At 65.9% G+C, this 15,847-nt stretch carries 18 protein-coding genes; 9 read left to right on the top strand and 9 right to left on the bottom strand.

The genetic code is table 11. The features are described 5' to 3' along the window. Positions 1–12: 12 nt before the first annotated feature. Positions 13–825, bottom strand: coding sequence for an SDR family oxidoreductase (locus A8M77_RS12820; RefSeq protein WP_086921881.1), 813 nt, complete (start codon positions 823–825; stop codon positions 13–15). A gap of 109 nt (positions 826–934) precedes the next feature. Here A8M77_RS12820 and A8M77_RS12825 point away from each other — a divergent pair, with 109 nt between their 5' ends. Next, positions 935–1,915 (top strand): AraC family transcriptional regulator, encoded by a 981-nt coding sequence (locus tag A8M77_RS12825; protein WP_337590016.1) that lies wholly within the window; start codon positions 935–937, stop codon positions 1,913–1,915. 3 nt (positions 1,916–1,918) lie between these two features. Beyond that, positions 1,919–2,899, top strand: a complete 981-nt coding sequence (locus A8M77_RS12830; protein WP_238136802.1) for a LysR substrate-binding domain-containing protein — start codon at positions 1,919–1,921, stop codon at positions 2,897–2,899. Positions 2,900–2,917: 18 nt separating this feature from the next. On the opposite strand, the gene A8M77_RS12835 is transcribed toward A8M77_RS12830, so the two are convergent. The 8 genes from A8M77_RS12835 to A8M77_RS12870 form a co-directional block, all read right to left on the bottom strand. Beyond that, positions 2,918–3,568, bottom strand: coding sequence for a flavin reductase family protein (locus A8M77_RS12835; protein WP_086921883.1), 651 nt, complete (start codon positions 3,566–3,568; stop codon positions 2,918–2,920). 2 nt (positions 3,569–3,570) lie between these two features. After that, positions 3,571–4,302 carry an ABC transporter ATP-binding protein gene (locus A8M77_RS12840; protein ID WP_086921884.1) on the bottom strand — a complete coding sequence of 244 codons (732 nt, stop codon included), beginning with the start codon at positions 4,300–4,302 and terminating at the stop codon, positions 3,571–3,573. Next, positions 4,299–5,042 carry an ABC transporter ATP-binding protein gene (locus A8M77_RS12845; protein ID WP_086921906.1) on the bottom strand — a complete coding sequence of 248 codons (744 nt, stop codon included), beginning with the start codon at positions 5,040–5,042 and terminating at the stop codon, positions 4,299–4,301. The genes A8M77_RS12840 and A8M77_RS12845 overlap by 4 nt, the downstream gene beginning before the upstream one ends. A 16-nt stretch (positions 5,043–5,058) precedes the next feature. Continuing rightward, positions 5,059–6,006: a branched-chain amino acid ABC transporter permease gene (locus tag A8M77_RS12850; protein WP_086921885.1), complete on the bottom strand. Its 948-nt coding sequence runs from the start codon at positions 6,004–6,006 to the stop codon at positions 5,059–5,061. A 4-nt stretch (positions 6,007–6,010) separates the two neighbouring features. Next, positions 6,011–6,925, bottom strand: coding sequence for a branched-chain amino acid ABC transporter permease (locus tag A8M77_RS12855; protein WP_086921886.1), 915 nt, complete (start codon positions 6,923–6,925; stop codon positions 6,011–6,013). Beyond that, positions 6,922–7,500, bottom strand: coding sequence for an NADPH-dependent FMN reductase (locus A8M77_RS12860; protein ID WP_086921887.1), 579 nt, complete (start codon positions 7,498–7,500; stop codon positions 6,922–6,924). The genes A8M77_RS12855 and A8M77_RS12860 overlap by 4 nt, the downstream gene beginning before the upstream one ends. Positions 7,501–7,519: 19 nt before the next feature. Continuing rightward, positions 7,520–8,692 (bottom strand): ABC transporter substrate-binding protein, encoded by a 1,173-nt coding sequence (locus A8M77_RS12865; protein WP_086921888.1) that lies wholly within the window; start codon positions 8,690–8,692, stop codon positions 7,520–7,522. A 107-nt stretch (positions 8,693–8,799) separates the two neighbouring features. Beyond that, complete coding sequence (locus A8M77_RS12870) at positions 8,800–9,342, bottom strand: 4-hydroxylaminobenzoate lyase (protein WP_086921889.1); 543 nt, start codon at positions 9,340–9,342, stop codon at positions 8,800–8,802. Positions 9,343–9,592: 250 nt separating this feature from the next. Here A8M77_RS12870 and A8M77_RS12875 point away from each other — a divergent pair, with 250 nt between their 5' ends. From A8M77_RS12875 to A8M77_RS12905, 7 genes are read left to right on the top strand one after another with little or no spacing between them, the layout of a single operon-like run. Beyond that, on the top strand, positions 9,593–11,074 hold the full coding sequence (locus A8M77_RS12875) for a 2-hydroxymuconic semialdehyde dehydrogenase (protein WP_086921890.1): 1,482 nt from the start codon (positions 9,593–9,595) through the stop codon (positions 11,072–11,074). 9 nt (positions 11,075–11,083) lie between these two features. Continuing rightward, a complete protein-coding gene (locus A8M77_RS12880; RefSeq protein ID WP_086921891.1) occupies positions 11,084–11,521 on the top strand; it encodes a RidA family protein in 438 nt (145 codons plus the stop codon). Between the two features lie 23 nt (positions 11,522–11,544). After that, the gene (locus A8M77_RS12885) at positions 11,545–12,114 is read left to right on the top strand and encodes a 3-hydroxyanthranilate 3,4-dioxygenase (protein ID WP_086921892.1); all 570 of its coding nucleotides are present in this window, start codon (positions 11,545–11,547) and stop codon (positions 12,112–12,114) included. 20 nt (positions 12,115–12,134) lie between these two features. Beyond that, positions 12,135–13,160: an amidohydrolase family protein gene (locus tag A8M77_RS12890; protein WP_238136803.1), complete on the top strand. Its 1,026-nt coding sequence runs from the start codon at positions 12,135–12,137 to the stop codon at positions 13,158–13,160. A 24-nt stretch (positions 13,161–13,184) separates the two neighbouring features. Next, positions 13,185–13,991: a 2-keto-4-pentenoate hydratase gene (mhpD, locus tag A8M77_RS12895; RefSeq protein ID WP_086921893.1), complete on the top strand. Its 807-nt coding sequence runs from the start codon at positions 13,185–13,187 to the stop codon at positions 13,989–13,991. Continuing rightward, positions 13,988–14,755 carry a 2-keto-4-pentenoate hydratase gene (locus tag A8M77_RS12900; protein ID WP_086921894.1) on the top strand — a complete coding sequence of 256 codons (768 nt, stop codon included), beginning with the start codon at positions 13,988–13,990 and terminating at the stop codon, positions 14,753–14,755. Before mhpD ends, A8M77_RS12900 begins: the two co-directional genes overlap by 4 nt. A 44-nt stretch (positions 14,756–14,799) precedes the next feature. Next, on the top strand, positions 14,800–15,759 hold the full coding sequence (locus tag A8M77_RS12905; protein WP_086921895.1) for an acetaldehyde dehydrogenase (acetylating): 960 nt from the start codon (positions 14,800–14,802) through the stop codon (positions 15,757–15,759). Positions 15,760–15,847 lie beyond the last annotated feature (88 nt).

A 15,847-nucleotide genomic window follows, 5' to 3' on the forward strand; every position in this document is an offset into this window, starting at 1 on the left:
CCGGCGACCCGACTACTTCGTCATGCGAAGCATCGACCGCATTCCCGTCAGGAATTGCTCATCGGTGCAGTTCCAGCGCGCATTCGCCAAGTGCTCGCTGTCCGGACCGGCGGGGAAGCGCAGTTTCTCCGACTCGTCGGTCGCCGCGGCAAAGACGGCGGCCGCGACCTGATCCGCGACCGTCACGGCGCCAGCGCCTTCAAACTGCGCCATCAACTGGCCGGCATAGACCTGGTAGGGCACCGAGACCAGACCGCTCATGCGCGCCATGCCATTGGCGGCGAATGCCGTTCCGGGACCGTAGCCGGGCTCGACAAGCCGGACGCGGATGCCGACCGAGTCCAGCTCGTAGAACAGCGATTCGGTGAAGCCTTCGATCGCCCACTTGCTTGCGGCGTACGGCGCAACCATGGGCATGCCCGCGAAGCAGACGCTGGAAGTCACGTTGATGATCGTCCCCTCGCCGCGCTCGCGCATGTGGGGAATGATGGCCTGGGTCATCGCCATCGCGCCGAAGGTGTTGGTCTCGAAGACCTCGCGGATGATGTTCTTGGGCGTGCTCTCGAACGCGGAGAACAGCCCGATCCCGGCGTTGTTCACCAGCACGTCGATGTCGCCGAACGCAGCGATGCCCTGCCTCACGGCGTCGGCGATGCTGGCATCGTCGGTCACGTCGAGTGGGAGCAGGCGCAAGCGGTCGTGTCCGGAGAGACCGGGGTCGGGCTGGCGCATCGTGGCGATGACCTGCCAGCCCCGCTCCAGAAAGTGTTCGGCCGTCGCCTTGCCATAGCCCGAAGAGCAGCCCGTGATCAGCACGGTTTTCATGTTCGATTCCTTCAAGATGAAATGATGAAAGGGATCCTAGGAGGCTTGACCAAGACGATCAATGGCGATTAGTCTCTCGTTCATGCGAGATCGTCTAAACTCCGACCCCTTGGCCGCCATCGTCGCCTTGCTCCGTCCGCGAACCGTCCTGTCGAAGTTCGTCAGCGGCGCGGGCAGCTGGGCGGTGCAGTACCCCAACTACGGCCATCCCAGCTTCGCCCTCATGCTGGAAGGCGCCTGCTGGCTGAGCGTGGAATCCGCCGAACCCTTCCTGATGGAAGCCGGCGACTACGTCTTGCTGCCGGCAACGCCCGGCTTCCGGATGGGGAGCGACCTCGACGCCCTGGAGCGCCCCACCCTGCGCGTCGCCGAGGCCACCCCCGTCGGGGAGGTCCGGCATGGCATCCAGGAGGACGAGGCGGCCGTGCGGATGCTGGGTGGGTACTTCCTGTTCGACCCCACGAACGCGCCGCTTCTCGTCGGCCTGCTGCCGACGGTGGTTCACATCAAGGCCAACGATCCCGGTGCGGAGCGACTCACCTGGATCGCCCGCGCCATCGGGGAAGAGAGCACGACGCCAAGGGCGGGCGGCGATGCCATCCTGACCCGTCTGGTCGAGGTCATGCTGATCGAGGCCATGCGCTGGCGTCCCGCGCCGGTGCATGACGCCGCCCCGCTCGCCGGCCTTCTCGCGGGCCTGGCGGACGCCCGCATGTCGAAGGCGCTGCGCCTCATTCATGAAGACGTGTCGCGCCGCTGGACGATCGAGGCCCTGGGGGACGCGGTGGGCATGTCGCGGGCCGCGTTTGCCGCACGCTTCATGCAGGTGCTGGGCGTGCCGCCCATGGAGTACGTCCTGCGCTGGCGCATGGCCCTGGCGAAGGACATGCTGTGGCATGACGGCCTCTCCCTGGGGGAAGTGGCGCATGGCATCGGCTATCAATCGGCCAGCGCCTTCAGCGCGGCGTTCAGCCGTTCGGTCGGCGTCTCGCCCAGCGCGTTCGCGCGCGCCGATCGCACCACCGCCTCCGGTGACCGGCCCGTACCGGTCGAGGCCTCGCTCACGACGAACAACGAAATGGGAGCTTGAACCATGAGTGAACGCCTGACCGTCAGACCCATCTCCACGATCAACCTGAGCCGAAAGCTCAAGCTCAGCCAGTTGATGGTCTTCGCGCGGGTTCTCGACACGGGATCGTTCATCCGGGCTGCCAACGAACTCGGATTGACCCAGCCCGCGATCTCGAAGGCGATCTTCGAGCTGGAGTCCTTCTTCGAGGAGGAGCTGTTCAACCGGTCGAACCGGGGCGTCACGCCGACCGAGTTCGGCCTCATGCTCGGCCGACGCGTGCGGACGCTGATCGCAGAGCTTCGCTTCATGACTGACGAGGTCCACGCATTCCGGAAAGGCGACACGGGGCACCTCATCGTTGGAACGCTGATCGCAGCTTCGGCCGTCCTGCTTCCGAGGGCGATCGCGCAATTGCAGGACGAGGCGCCCGGCGTGCTCGTCACGATCCAGGAAGGGACCGCGGCGCAGCTGTTTCCCAAGCTGATGACGGGCGAGATCGACATCGTGGTCGGCCGGCTGCCCGAGCGGGATTCGCAGCTGTTCATGTCCTTCCCGATCCGCCACGAGGAACTCTACGACGAAGAATTCAGCGTGGTCTGCGGCACCGGCCACCCACTGGCCGGACGAGAGGATGTCGCCGTCGCCGAGCTGGCGGACGCCGCGTGGATCTTCCCCTTGCCGGAGTCGCCGGCACGGATGGCGGCCGAGAAGATGTTTCACGACGCGGGCATCCCGGTGCCCACGCCCAGGGTCGAGTCGCTGTCGCTGCTCGCGAATCTCGGCCTCATGCTGCACAGCGACCTGCTCTCGTTCATGCCGCGCGCCGCGGCGGTTCAGTTGATGAAGGTGGGCAGCCTGGCGATCCTGTCGATGCCGGCCATGCACAACGCGGGACGCGTCGGCTTCTCGATCCGGGCGGACAAGGATCTGGCGCCATCGTGCAAGCGATTCCTCGTGTGCCTCAAACGGGCCGCGGCCGATCTCATCTCCGTTTCAGAGTGATGGCCGGCACGTCCCGCCTTACTCTCTGGGCGCCCCGACGGAAGGCAGGAAGGTCGGCACGCGCAGCTGCACGCGATCCGTGGTTCGCACGTAGTTGGGTCCCCCCAGCCGCCCGTAGGGGGCGAACCGGTCGACATGAACGCGCATCCGGTCTTCGTCGAGCAGTTCCTCCCTGAAAGCCATCGAAACGATTTCTCCGAAGACCAGCGTTCGATGCGCCGAGAATTCGATGGTCCTGAAAAGCTCGCATTCCCAGGAAATGGGTGCCTCCGCGATCCTCGGCACCCGGACGATCTTGCTGGACGCAAGCGCCAGGCCGACCACCTGCGGCTCCGACACGCGCGACGGGTAGTCGGTGGCGCAGCGGGCCATGCGCTCCGCGATCGGTTCGTCCACCATGTTCACGACGAACTCCTTCCGGTCGAGGATGTTGACCAGCGTGTCCTTCTTCTCGCGCGGCCGATGGCTTTCCTCGCCGTAGCGGTCGATGGCGATGACGAACAAGGGCGGCTCCTCGCCCATGTAGTTGAACGCGCTGAAGGGCGCCGCATTGCAGAGCCCGTCCGCGCCGAGCGAGGTCACCAGCGCGATCGGTCGCGGTCCGATGCTGCCGGTGATGAGCCAGTACTTCTGCATATTGCTGAGGTGCGCCATCGAAACGTGTTTCATGCTCAGACCCCGATGTACCGCTGCCAGAGCTGGGGATCGGACGAGAGCTGCCCCGATGAGCCCTGCCACGCGACCTGGCCGCGTTCCACGATCGTGTGCCGGTCCGCGATCTTGATCAGCCGGTCGACGTACTTGTCGATCACCAGCACGGTCTGGCCCGCCGCTCTCAGCAGCTCGAGGCAGCGCCAGATCTCCTCGCGGATGAGCGGTGCCAGGCCTTCGGTGGCCTCGTCGAGGATGAGCAGGCGGGGATTGGTCATCAGCGCGCGTCCGATCGCGAGCATCTGCTGCTCACCGCCGGACAGCTGGTTGCCCATGTTCTTCTCGCGCTCGCGCAGCCGGGGAAAGACGGCGTAGATCCGATCGAGCGTCCATCGCTCGCTGCCCGGGCCGCGCCCTTCCGTCTTCGCCCCGGCGCGCGCGAACGCGACGAGGTTCTCCCGCACCGACAGATTCGGGAAGATCTGGCGCCCCTCGGGCACCAGCGCGATGCCGAGCCGGCCCACCTTGTCCGCGGACAGCCGGTCGATGCGGTGGCCGAGAAATCGCACCGAGCCGCCGCGACAGGGCGTCAGGCCGAAGATGCTGCGGACGGTGGTCGTCTTGCCCATGCCGTTGCGTCCGAGCAGGGTGTGCATCTCGCCGGCCTGGATGCCGAGCGACACGCCGAACAGGACCTGGCTGTCCCCGTAGAAAGTCTGCAGCGCTTCCACTTCGAGAATGCTGTTGCTCATGCTGCTGCCTCCTCACCGAGATAGGCTTTCTGAACCTCGGGGCTGCTGCGGATCTCGTCCGGCGGCCCCGATGCGATCACGCGTCCGTAGACCAGGACCGAGATGCGATCCGCCAGCCGGAACACGGCATCCATGTCGTGCTCGACGAGCAGCATGGTGACGTCGCCGCGCAGCGTCTCCAGCAAGGCGACCATCTCCAGCGACTCGTCGGGCCCCATGCCCGCCATCGGCTCGTCGAGGACCAGCAACTTCGGGTTGGTCGCCAGGGCAATGCCAAGTTCGAGTTGCCGCTGCTCGCCGTGCGCGATGCTGCCCGCGGGATCGTCGGCGCGACGCGCCAGCCCGATCCGCTCGAGCACCGCCTGCGCCTCCTCGAAGATCTTCCGCTCCCGGCGCGCCGCGCTGAAGAAGGAATAGCTCGATCCGCTGCGCGCCTGCACCGCCAGGGCGACGTTGTCGAGCACCGAGAAGTTCCTGAAGGTGTTGGTGATCTGGTAGGAGCGTGCCAGTCCCATTCGCACCCGATCGTGCATCGATACATGGGTCACGTCGCGACCCTCGAAGGCGATCGTCCCGGCGTTCGAGCGCAGGGAACCCGAGATCTGGTGCAGCAGCGTCGTCTTGCCGGCACCGTTCGGGCCGATCAGTGCATGGATCTCACCGGCCTTCACCGTGAGATTCGCGTGGTCGGTGGCCACGAGGCCGCCGAAGCGCTTGACCAGGTTGTGGATCTTGAGCATGGAGAGGTCCTTCACTTCAATCTCGCTGGCGGCGCGACAGCAGGCTGGCGATGCCATTGCGCGAGTAGAGGACGATGCCGAGCAGAAGCAGTCCGAGCGGCAGTTGCCAGTAGATCGTGTAGGTGGCGAGCACTTCCTCGAGCAGCAGAAGAATGAACGCGCCGAGAATTCCACCGTACACGTAGCCCACGCCGCCGACGATGACCATCACCATCAGGGCGCCGGACTGCGTCCAGAACATGAGGCTCGGGCTGACCATGCCGTTCTGGTTGGCGATCAATGCGCCGCCGAGGCCGGCGATCGCGCCGGCGATCACGAAGGCGATGAGCTTGTAGCGGAAGACCGGAAATCCGATCGCCTCCGTGCGCTGCTCGTTCTCCTTGGTCGCCTGCAGCACGCGGCCGAAGCGGGAGTTGACGAGGGCCTGCACGAAGGCCAGCACCGCGAGCAGCAAGGCCAGCACCACGTAGTAGAAGACCGTGTCCTGCGAAAGATCGAGCCCCGCGGTCATCGACGAGCGCTGGCTGATGGGCAAGCCGTCGTCCCCGCCGTAGTCGGCCAGCGACACGAACATGTAGTGGAGCATCTGGGCGAATGCCAGCGTGATCATGATGAAGTAGACGCCATGGGTGCGCAGGCTGATGGCGCCGATGATGGCGGCCGCCAATGCCGCGACGAGCATGGCCAGCGGCCAGGCGAGCCAGGCGGCATGAAACCCGTGATGGGCAAGGATCCCCACGGCGTAGCCGCCGAGGCCGAAGAACGCTGCATGCCCGAAGCACACCATCCCGCCGAATCCGATGAGCAGGTTGAGGCTCGTGGCAACGATGCCGAAGATCATGATGCGGGTGAGGACGCCGACGTAGAAATCATGGTCCAGCGCCGATGCGAGGAAAGGCATGCCGACGGCCAGGATCAGCAGCGCCGCGGCCAGCGGCATGCGGACGGATTGATGGAGCGTCATGGTGTCATCCCCTCGCAGGGAACAGCCCCCGCGGCTTGAAGAAAAGAACAGCGGCCATCAGCACGTAGATCAGCATGGACGCAGCCGTGGGCCCGAGGCCCGATGCCACTGTCGGCGAGAAGAAGGCACCGAACAGCGCGGGCAGCGCCGTGCGCCCCACCGTGTCGACCAGTCCCACCAGGAGTGCCCCGACGAGCGCACCGCGGATCGAACCGATGCCGCCGATCACGACCACCACGAACGCGAGGATCAGGATGCTCTCGCCCATGCCCACCTGCACCGACAGCAGCGGGCCGAGCATCGCCCCGGCGAGGCCGCAGAGCAGTGCGCCGAATCCGAAGACGTAGGTGAAAAGCCGCCGGATGTCCACGCCCATCGCGGTCGCCATCTCGCGATTGGAGGCGCCGGCGCGAACCCACATGCCCATCCGGGTGCGCGCGACGATCAGGTAGAGCGCGGCCGCGACCGCGATGCCGACGCCGATGACCAGGAGCCGATAAGCGGGGTAGGAAACGCCGCCACCCACCGCGATCGGGCCGGAAAGCGCCTCGGGGATGTTCAGCTTGATCGGTTGCGCGCCCCAGACCAGCCGCACCACTTCGTTGCTCACGAGGATGAGCGCGAAGGTGGCCAGAACCTGCGACAGGTGATCGCGCCGGTAGAGCGTTCGCAACACCGAGACTTCGAGCAGCATGCCGATCGCGGCCGTCGAAAGAAGCGCGACGGGGACGGCGATCAGGAACGAGCCCGTCGCGTTCAGAAGGGTCGCCGTCAGATAGGCGCCGAACATGTACAGCGATCCATGCGCCAGGTTGATCATGTCCATGATGCCGAAGACCAGCGTCAGCCCAGCCGCCAGCAGGAACAGCATCAGCCCGAACTGGAGTCCATTGAGAGAGGATTCGTACAGCGCGCTCATGATGCGTCGCTCCAGCGGGCGCTCGCGACCAGGTTGGCCATCAGCTGCACGGTCAGCTTGTCCGAGAGCGCATTGGTCAGCTGCCCGGCTTCATCGAATGCATGGTGTGCCGCCGCGACCAGGACCTCGTCCGCCAGGACGTTGGCGCCCATCTTGCTGAGGATGCCGCGCAGGTGCGCGACCGCGCGGACGCCGCCGAAGGGACTCAGCGACGCGGCCACCAGGCCGACCGTCTTGCCGCGAAAGAGCGCGAGGCCGTCGATGCCGTCGGCGGTGCGGGATGCCCAGTCGAGCGCGTTCTTGAGGAGCGCGGTGACCGAGCCGTTGTGCTCCGGCGAAGCCACCAGGAGGGCCTGGTGCTCGTTCAGGAGCGCGCGGAACCGGATCGCGGCCGGGGGCAATCCTGCCCTGGCTTCGTCGTCGCCGTCGTAGATCGGCATGGGAAAGTCCCGCAGGTCGATCAGGGTCACGTCGGCGCCCAGCGCACGCCCATGCCCGGCCGCCACGGCGGCGAGCTTCTTGTTGTAGGAGCCGGCGCGCGAGCTACCGGCGAAGGCGAGGATCCTGGGTTTCACGATTCGTTCCTCGCGGTCGTCAGAGCGGCTTCATCTTGCAGTCACCGGCGTAGCTGTCGGTGTGCGCATCGATGATTCGCGAGATGGTCTTGTTGGTGACGACGCCGTTGGCATCCTTCTGGATCTGACGCAGGTAAAAGCTGTTGATCGGGAACTGGTTCGAGTTGAACTTGAAGCTCCCACGCGCCGATTCGAAGCGCGCCGCCGCAAGGGCCGCATGCAGCGCCGCCTTGTCCTCGACCTTTCCCTTGACGTCGCTGACCGCGCGATCGATGAGCCGCGCGACGTCGTAGCCCTGGAACGCGTACATCGACGGCGTGCGCTTGTACTGGGCCCGGAAGGCTGCCACGAACTTCTTGTTGGCGGCGTTGTCGAGGTCCCAGGCCCAATGCGAGGAGTTGTAGAGGCCGACCATCGGATCGCCGACGGCCTGGATCGTGTCCTCGTCAGCGGAATAGCCGGGCACGAAGTACGGCAGGTCCTTGCCGAGGCCCGATGCGTTGAACTGCTTGAGAAAGTTCGTGCCCATGGAACCGGGCAGGAAGAAGAAGACGGCGTCCGGCCTGGCCGCCCGGATCTGCGACAGCTCGGAAGCGAAGTCGAGTTCGCCGAGCTTGACGTACGACTCCTGCGCGATCTTTCCCTTGAAGTAGCGCTTGAAGCCGGCCAGGTTCTCGCGACCGCCCGCGTAGTTGGGCGCCAGGATGAAGACGTTCTTGAATCCCTTCTCCGTCATGTACTTGCCCATGGCTTCGGACTGTCCATCGTTCTGCCACGAGAGGCCGAAGAAGTAGGGGTTGCACTGCGCGCCCGCCAGGGATGCGGGCCCTGCGGCGGCGCTGACGTAGAAGGTCTTGGCCGCGAAGGTCGGCGCGCCCACCGCAAGCATGACGTTGGAGTAGACGACCCCCGTCATGAAGTCCACCTTGTCGCGCTTGAGCAATCGATCGACGATCTGCTTGCCGACGTCGGGGCTGGCCTGGTCATCACCCTCGATGACTTCCACGGGCAGGCCGCCGATCTTGTCGCCGGTCTCCTTGAGCGCCAGCCGGAAGCCGTCCCGTATCTCGATGCCGAGCCCGGACAAAGGCCCCGAGAGCGTGCTGACAAATCCGATCTTGACCTTGTCCGCGGCCTGTGCGCCGAGGGAAAAGGCAAGCAGGACTGGGAGTGCGAGCGTTGCGAGCTTCATGGTGTCTGTTCCTGATGGACGAGTGGAGACCTGCGGAGCCGATCCGCAGCGCATACGAGAAAAGGGGCAGGTGGAGCCCGGCAGACACCGGGCAGGCGGCGCGAGGCCTAGGCCGCAGGCGGATCCGTGTATTCGATCTCGCCGCCGGGCAGGAAGAACAGCATCGTGACCGTGCCGCCGGTGACCGTCGGGAAGTGGCGACTCTCGGGAGGGAAGACCTTCCAGCCCGCGCCATGCCCGCAGAACTGGCCGGTGGCGTCGACGGGGCCGATCATGTTGATCTCGCCGCGGGGATGCCGGTGGTAGTTGCCCAGCACGTTCCGAAGCCTGCCGCTCTCCACGGTGAACCCGCGCGTCAGCGGGGAGGCTTCCGCGATGCGGCCGCGGCGGTAGTCGGGGCCGGTGATCTCGCTGTAGCAGGCCCAGCCTTCGTCGATCCCGTGCCGCAGGAGCTTCAGCAGCGTGGCATATCGCTCGCTGTGGGGGCCGTAGTGCTCGTTGAGTCGCGACTCGAGTTCGGGGCCCAGGGGCTGGTCGCCGACGAAGGCGAGGAATTCGTACGCCGCCTGCAGCATGGCGGCCTTGTGGGGGCCTGTCGGCAAGGTGGGTGTCCCGCGACCGGTGGCGCTAAGTTCGTCGTCTGAATTCATCCTGGGCCTCTGCTTCATGACAGTTCGGCGCAAGCATAAGAGGCCGTCCCTGCCGGTGGTAATGAATGTTCGGTCCGTGGATATTCCAAACACTCATGGCAGGGAACGCGGCGCGTTGCAGGTCCCTCGGTATGAGAGACGGTTATAGACGATCGCGAGAGATTGATTGTCCAGCGCCGGCCTGCGTGACTAAAGTTTCCTTCGCCGCGATCCACTTCAGCCGGATGGCGGTCACCGAGAGAACTTCACCATGCAAAAGACTCTGACCCTGCCTGCCTCGCTCTGCCCGACATTGAACTATGTGAACGGCGAGTTCGTCGCCACGGACAAGCGGTTCTCGAACATCTCGCCCGTCCATGGCGAGGTGATCGCGGACGTTTGCGAAGCCGACGCGGACCTCGTGGATCGGGCGGTGCGCGCGGCACGCGCCGCGCTCGACGGGCCCTGGGGTGCCTTGTCGCCCGCAGAGCGCGCCGCTGTCCTGCAGCGCGTTGCCGATGGCATCGAGCGCCGGTTCGACGACTTCATCGCCGCCGAGGTCGCGGACACCGGCCGCCTGGTCGAACAGGCGAGAAGTCTTGACGTCTACCGGGGCGTGGCCAACTTCCGCACCTTCGCCGACCTGGTGAAGGTCGCCGGCGGCGAGACCTTCGAGATGCGGACCCAGGAAGGCGATCTGATGAACTACACCGTGCGCAAGCCGCACGGTGTCATCGGCATCATCTCGCCGTGGAACCTGCCACTGCTTCTCCTGACGTGGAAGGTGGCGCCGGCCCTGGCGTGCGGCAACTGCGTGGTCGTCAAGCCGTCGGAGGAAACGCCGTCTTCCGCGACGCTGCTGGCCGAGGTGATGCATGAGGCGGGCGTGCCCAAGGGCGTCTTCAACCTGCTGCATGGCTTCGGACCCGATTCGGCAGGCGAGTTCCTCACGCGCCATCCCATGGTGGACGCCATCACCTTCACCGGTGAATCGCGCACCGGTGAAACCATCATGAAGGTGGCCGCCGAAGGCGTGCGGGAGGTCTCGTTCGAGCTTGGGGGCAAGAATGCGGCGGTGGTCTTCGCCGACGCCGACTTCGAGGCGGCCGTCAACGGCGTACTGAAGTCGAGCTTCACGAACTCGGGGCAGGTTTGCCTGTGTTCAGAACGTGTGTTCGTCGAACGACCGATCTTCGACCGCTTCGTCGCCGCGCTGAAGCAGAAGGCGGAAGCGCTGGTGATCGGGTACCCGGACGAGCCCGGCGTCGGCATGGGCTCGCTGATCTCGCACGGCCATCGCAAGAAGGTGCTGTCGTACTTCGACCTCGCGGTGGAGGAGGGTGCCACGGTCGTCACCGGTGGCGGCGTGCCGTCCTTCGGCGACGCGCGGGACAAGGGCGCGTACGTGCTCCCGACCATCTGGACCGGCCTTTCGGACGGTGCGCGCTGCAATGTCGAGGAAGTCTTCGGCCCGGTGTGCCACATCTCGCCCTTCGACACGGACGAAGAGGTCATCCGTCGCGTCAACGACAGCAAGTACGGATTGGCCGCGAGCCTCTGGACCACGAGCCTGAAACGCGCGCACAACGTATCGCGGCGCCTGCACGTCGGCATCGCGTGGGTCAACACATGGTTCAACCGCGACCTGCGCACGCCTTTCGGTGGGGCGAAGCTCTCGGGCCTCGGGCGGGAGGGCGGACGCCATTCGCTCGACTTCTATTCCGAGATCAGCAACATCAGCATCCAACTCTAGGACCCCACCATGAGCGCCATCCAGAGCCAGGTCGTCGAAGGAAAGGCCAGACCCCGCGGCCGCTTTCCGCACTTTCGCCGCGCGGGCGAATTCATCTTCGTCTCCGGAACCAGCTCGCGTCGGCCGGACAACAGCTTCGAAGGCGTCGAGGTGGATGCGATGGGGACGACCTCGCTCGACATCCGCGCCCAGACCCGCGCCGTCATCACGAACATCGAAGACGTGCTGCGGGCCGCCGGCGCGTCCCTGTCGGACGTGGTCGAGGCCTGCGCCTACCTCGTGAACATGAACGATTTCGGTGGCTACAACGAGGTCTACGGCGAGTTCTTCGACGAGAGCGGCCCGGCGCGGACGACCGTGGCGGTGCACCAGCTCCCGCATCCGCATCTGCTGATCGAGATCAAGGTCGTCGCCTGGAAGCCGCTCGCCGGCGACGCGAAGGCCTGAGCCCCCACGACACGAGGTCAACCATGTACAAGTACGGACACCCCCTCAACTTCCAGCGCTGGATCGACGACAACGCCCATCTGCTGAAGCCGCCGGTCGGCAATCAGCAGATCTGGAAGGACAGCGACTTCCTGGTCACCGTCGTCGGCGGCCCGAACAAGCGAAGCGACTTCCACGACGATCCGATGGAAGAGTTCTTCTACCAGTTCAAGGGCAACGCGTACCTGCTGATCCTCGATCGGGGGAAGTATGACCGCGTCGACCTGAGAGAGGGCGACATGTTCCTGATGGCGCCGCACGTGCTGCACTCGCCGCAGCGGCCCGAGGTCGGCAGCCTGTGCCTGGTGGTCGAGCGCCAGCGCCCGCCGACGGACATCGATGCCTTCCAGTGGAACTGCGCCGTCTGCGCCCACCTCGTTCAACGCTCCGAGATCCAGCTGCGAAGCATCGTGGCGGACCTGCCTCCGACCTACGAGCGCTTTTACGCGTCATCGGTGGCGGATCGCACCTGCCCGAACTGCGGCGAGGTGCACCCTGGGCGTGATGCCGGGGCGTGGCACCACACGCTCACCAGCCATCACGCGCTCGGCTAGTCGCACCGAAGGACAGTCTCATGAAAACTCCCAAGAAGATCGACATGCATGCGCATCACTTTCCGCGCATCGATCGCGAGGAGGCGAAGCTGCTGAGTGCCCAATCGGGCGCCTGGCTGCGCATCGATGCAGGTGGCGACCACGGCCAGATCATGCGCGGCGACGCGCCGTTCAGGCCGGTCGATCGTGTCCTATGGGACGCGCATGCGCGCCTCGAAGACCTGGACCGGCAAGGCGTCGACATCCAGATCAGCTGTGCGACGCCCGTCATGTTCGGCTACGGCGCACCGCCTCGCGTCGCGGCCGACTGGTGCGCGCGGATGAACGACCATGCGCTGGAATTCGCCAGCGCCGACCCTTCGCGGCTCAAGGTTCTTGCGCAGGTGCCCCTGCAGGACCTCGAACTGGCTTGCATCGAAGCAACGCGCGCCACGCGCGCCGGGCACGTGGGCGTTCAGATCGGGAATCATCTCGGCGACCGGGACATGGACGACGAGCAACTGGTGGCCTTCCTGACGCACTGTGCGAACGAAGGCATCGCCGTCCTGGTCCATCCGTGGGACATGATGGGCGAAGGCCGCATGAAGAAGTGGATGCTGCCCTGGCTGGTCGCCATGCCGGCCGAGACGCAGCTGAGCATGCTGTCGCTGATCCTCTCGGGGGCGCTGGAGCGCATCCCGACTTCACTGAAGATCTGCTTTGCCCACGGCGGCGGCGCCTTCGCCTTCCTGCTCGGCAGGGTCGACAACGCTTGGAAGCACCGCGACATCGTTCGGGAGAACTGCCCGCAGCTGCCGTCTTCCTATGTCGATCGCTTCTACGTCGACAGCGCGGTGTTCGATCGACGCTCGCTGCGCCTGCTGACGGAAGTGCACGGCACGAATCGCATCCTCCTCGGTTCCGACTATCCGTTCCCACTGGGCGAGGCCCGCATCGGATCGCTGATCGAGGAGGCCGACTTCCTGACCGAAGCAGAACAGTCCCGCATGCTCGCCGGGAACGCAGAAGAGTTCTTCTCGTTGTCGAGAGAGTACGCACCAGCGTGAACGCCACCCCCAGAGAGAAGACAAGTGACGCCTGAACAACTGTCCACAGCCGCCCGATCGCTGCGCGATGCCGCAGCGTCGGGGCACTACATATCGCCGTTGCGCGAGACCTATCCGACACTCGACGCGAACTCTGCCTACGAGATCCAGCGCATCAACACCGAGCATCGCGTCGCCGGCGGGCGCCGCATCGTGGGCCGCAAGATCGGACTGACCGCGCGCGCCGTGCAGGCCCAGCTGGGCGTGGACCAGCCCGATTTCGGCGTTCTTTTCGACGACATGGGCTACGGCGACGGGGAACCCGTGCCGATGTCCGCGCTGCAGCAGCCGAAGATCGAGGCGGAGGTCGCCTTCGTGCTCGGCCGCGACCTGGCGATGCCGTCACCGTCCCAGCTCGACGTGATGCGTGCGATCGACCATGTCCTGCCCGCGCTGGAGATCGTGGGCAGCCGCATCGCCGACTGGCGCATCAAGTTCGTCGACACGGTCGCGGACAACGCGTCGTCAGGCGCCTATGTGCTCGGCAATACGCCCCGGCGTCTCTCCGATCTGGACCTGCGCCTGTGCGGCATGGTCATGACCCGTCGCGGCGAGCCGGTTTCAGTCGGCGCCGGTGCGGCCTGCCTGGGCCATCCGATCAACGCCGTGGTCTGGCTCGCACGGACCATGGCGTCGCTGGGTCAACCGCTGCGTGCCGGGGATCTGGTGCTGTCCGGCGCGTTGGGCCCCATGGTCCCGGTGGCGCCCGGCGACGTCTTCGAGACGAGGATCCATGGCCTGGGCGACATCAAGGCTGTCTTTGAAGCGGCCAACAGCGAGGAGCAAGCATGAGCCAGATCCAGAACGTCGCGGAACTGCTGGACGACGCGGCGCGCGCCGCCAGGTCGGTGCAGCAGGTCGACCCCGAGGGCCGGCTGTCGGTGGCGGACGCTTACGCGATCCAGGCGGCGTCGATCGAGCGACGCGTCCAGCGCGGCGAGCGACGCGTCGGCGTGAAGATGGGCTTCACCAGCCGCGCGAAGATGATCCAGATGGGTATCGACGATGTCATCTGGGGACGCCTGTCGAGCGGTATGCAGGTCGAAGAGGGTTCGGCGCTGAAGCGATCGCGCTTCATCCATCCGAGGGTCGAGCCGGAGATCGCCTTCGTGCTGAAGAAGGACCTCGCCGGCGACGTCACGGCCGCAGAAGCATTGGCCGCCGTCGAGGCAGTGGCACCCGCGCTGGAGATCATCGATTCGCGCTACCGCGACTTCAAGTTCAGCCTGACGGACGTGATCGCGGACAACGCGTCGTCCAGCGGGTTCGTCGTCGGCGCCTGGAACGATCCGCGCCAGGACTTCAGCAACCTGGGTTTGACGATGAACATCGACGGCCGCACGGTCCAGGTCGGATCGACGGCCGCGATTTTGGGTCATCCGCTGCGCTCGCTCGTCGCCGCGGCGCGATTGTCGGCGGCCGCCGGCGAGCCGCTCCGGGCGGGTTGGATCGTCATGGCCGGAGGTGCCACGCCCGCCGAATGGATCGCGCCTGGCCAGTACGTTTCCGTCGAGATGGAGCGGCTGGGTGTCGCCGGCTTTCATGTCGGGGAGTAGCCCTGGCCGCCCAGACCCCGGTCATCACAACTGAAGGAATCACCGTGACAGAAAAACTCAAGGCCGCGATCATCGGCCCCGGCAACATCGGCACCGACCTGATGATCAAGGTCATGCGCAACGGCAAGTACCTGGAGATGGGTGCGATGGTCGGGGTGGATGCGGGGTCCGACGGCCTGGCGCGCGCGGCCCGGCTGGGTGTCCCGACCACGGCCGAAGGACTGGACGGACTGCTGAAGCTGGACGTCTTCGACGACATCGACATCGTGTTCGATGCCACTTCCGCCAACGCACACCAGCGCCACAACGACGTCCTGGCGCCGCATGGCATCCAGGTGATCGACCTTACGCCGGCGGCGATCGGGCCGTATGTCATCCCCGCGATCAATCTGGAGGCGGAGGACGCCGTCAACATCAACATGGTGACCTGCGGCGGGCAGGCGACCATCCCGATGGTCGCGGCGGTGTCGCAGGTCGCGAAGGTCCACTATGCCGAGATCGTGGCGTCGATCTCCAGCAAGAGCGCGGGGCCGGGCACGCGTGCGAACATCGACGAGTTCACCGAGACCACCAAGGCAGCCATCGAGAAGCTGGGCGGGGCCGAGCGGGGCAAGGCGATCATCGTGCTGAACCCGGCGGACCCGCCGCTGATCATGCGGGACACCGTGTTCGTGCTCTCCGAGCCGGCGGACCAGGCGGAGGTCGAGGAGAGCATCGCGAGGATGGTCGCCAAGGTCCAGGCCTACGTTCCGGGCTACCGACTGAAGCAGCGGGTGCAGTTCGACCTCATCCCCGCGGACCGACCGATCAACGTGCCGAAGGTCGGGCTTCGCCATGGCCTCAAGACCTCCATCTTCCTGGAGGTGGAAGGGGCCGCGCACTACCTGCCGTCCTACGCCGGCAACCTCGACATCATGACCTCGGCCGCGCTGGCCTGCGGCGACATGATGGCCCAACGACGCATCGCCGGCGGCACCGCCCGGGGCCTGAAGGAGAAGGCATGAGACATCCTGTGTCAACCCCCGACGCTTGCGAGATGAAGCATGGCGGCGGTGTGGCGGAGCGGATCGTAGGTGGTGCGATCCTGCCAGG

Origin of the sequence: Variovorax sp. JS1663 (assembly GCF_002157355.1) — a bacterium.
Taxonomy (GTDB): Bacteria; Pseudomonadota; Gammaproteobacteria; order Burkholderiales; family Burkholderiaceae_C; genus Variovorax.

What these genes read in the sequence shown, in the direction of transcription:
- A8M77_RS12820 (WP_086921881.1), bottom strand. Translation starts at nt 825, where the DNA reads ATGAAAACCGTGCTGATCACGGGCTGCTCTTCGGGCTATGGCAAGGCG.
- A8M77_RS12830 (WP_238136802.1), top strand. Translation starts at nt 1,919, where the DNA reads ATGAGTGAACGCCTGACCGTCAGACCCATCTCCACGATCAACCTGAGC.
- A8M77_RS12835 (WP_086921883.1), bottom strand. Translation starts at nt 3,568, where the DNA reads ATGAAACACGTTTCGATGGCGCACCTCAGCAATATGCAGAAGTACTGG.
- A8M77_RS12840 (WP_086921884.1), bottom strand. Translation starts at nt 4,302, where the DNA reads ATGAGCAACAGCATTCTCGAAGTGGAAGCGCTGCAGACTTTCTACGGG.
- A8M77_RS12845 (WP_086921906.1), bottom strand. Translation starts at nt 5,042, where the DNA reads ATGCTCAAGATCCACAACCTGGTCAAGCGCTTCGGCGGCCTCGTGGCC.
- A8M77_RS12850 (WP_086921885.1), bottom strand. Translation starts at nt 6,006, where the DNA reads ATGACGCTCCATCAATCCGTCCGCATGCCGCTGGCCGCGGCGCTGCTG.
- A8M77_RS12855 (WP_086921886.1), bottom strand. Translation starts at nt 6,925, where the DNA reads ATGAGCGCGCTGTACGAATCCTCTCTCAATGGACTCCAGTTCGGGCTG.
- A8M77_RS12865 (WP_086921888.1), bottom strand. Translation starts at nt 8,692, where the DNA reads ATGAAGCTCGCAACGCTCGCACTCCCAGTCCTGCTTGCCTTTTCCCTC.
- A8M77_RS12870 (WP_086921889.1), bottom strand. Translation starts at nt 9,342, where the DNA reads ATGAATTCAGACGACGAACTTAGCGCCACCGGTCGCGGGACACCCACC.
- A8M77_RS12875 (WP_086921890.1), top strand. Translation starts at nt 9,593, where the DNA reads ATGCAAAAGACTCTGACCCTGCCTGCCTCGCTCTGCCCGACATTGAAC.
- A8M77_RS12880 (WP_086921891.1), top strand. Translation starts at nt 11,084, where the DNA reads ATGAGCGCCATCCAGAGCCAGGTCGTCGAAGGAAAGGCCAGACCCCGC.
- A8M77_RS12885 (WP_086921892.1), top strand. Translation starts at nt 11,545, where the DNA reads ATGTACAAGTACGGACACCCCCTCAACTTCCAGCGCTGGATCGACGAC.
- A8M77_RS12890 (WP_238136803.1), top strand. Translation starts at nt 12,135, where the DNA reads ATGAAAACTCCCAAGAAGATCGACATGCATGCGCATCACTTTCCGCGC.
- A8M77_RS12900 (WP_086921894.1), top strand. Translation starts at nt 13,988, where the DNA reads ATGAGCCAGATCCAGAACGTCGCGGAACTGCTGGACGACGCGGCGCGC.